The sequence below is a fragment of the Pseudomonas sp. 86_A genome (assembly GCF_017491705.1).
In the GTDB taxonomy this organism is placed as follows: domain Bacteria; phylum Pseudomonadota; class Gammaproteobacteria; order Pseudomonadales; family Pseudomonadaceae; genus Aquipseudomonas; species Aquipseudomonas koreensis.
On the sequence record NZ_JAFGYS010000209.1, the window covers coordinates 1 to 429 of the forward strand.

Here is a 429-nt window from a genome sequence, read left to right on the forward strand (position 1 = left end):
GTCATGTTTCGTCTCCTTGATGGTTTGGGCAATGAGATCGACCGCGCCGGCGAGTTGCGCCGCGTCGGCCGCCACGACGTCATTGTCCGCCGAATGCGCGCCGCTTGCCGAAAGCGCGGCGACCGCGCGGCGGTACGTCGCATCGAGCTGCTCGGCATGCGACACGGCCATCCCGAGATTGCGCATCCGGCCGTCGTGCACGCCGTACACGAGCGCGTGCACGGTAAGCGGCTGGCCGCGCGCCCACGCGTCGTTGACGATCGTCGTGCGGCACACGTTGACCACCTGCTCGATCGCGTTGAGCTCGATCAGCCGCCGGTAGCGCGCTTCGCCGAGCGGCCAGTCCTCGAGCAGCGCCGCGTGCTTTTCGCGCACGTCCTGCACGTGGTGCAGCCAGTTGTCCGCGAGCCCGACGCGGCGGTTGTGCAG

Annotated in this window: 1 protein-coding gene; it reads right to left on the minus strand. The window is 69.0% G+C overall.

Going from position 1 to position 429, the window contains the following annotated elements:
* Window positions 1–429: carbonic anhydrase (locus J5M57_RS28710; RefSeq protein ID WP_279381976.1), on the minus strand; the 429-nt coding region annotated here is incomplete at both ends.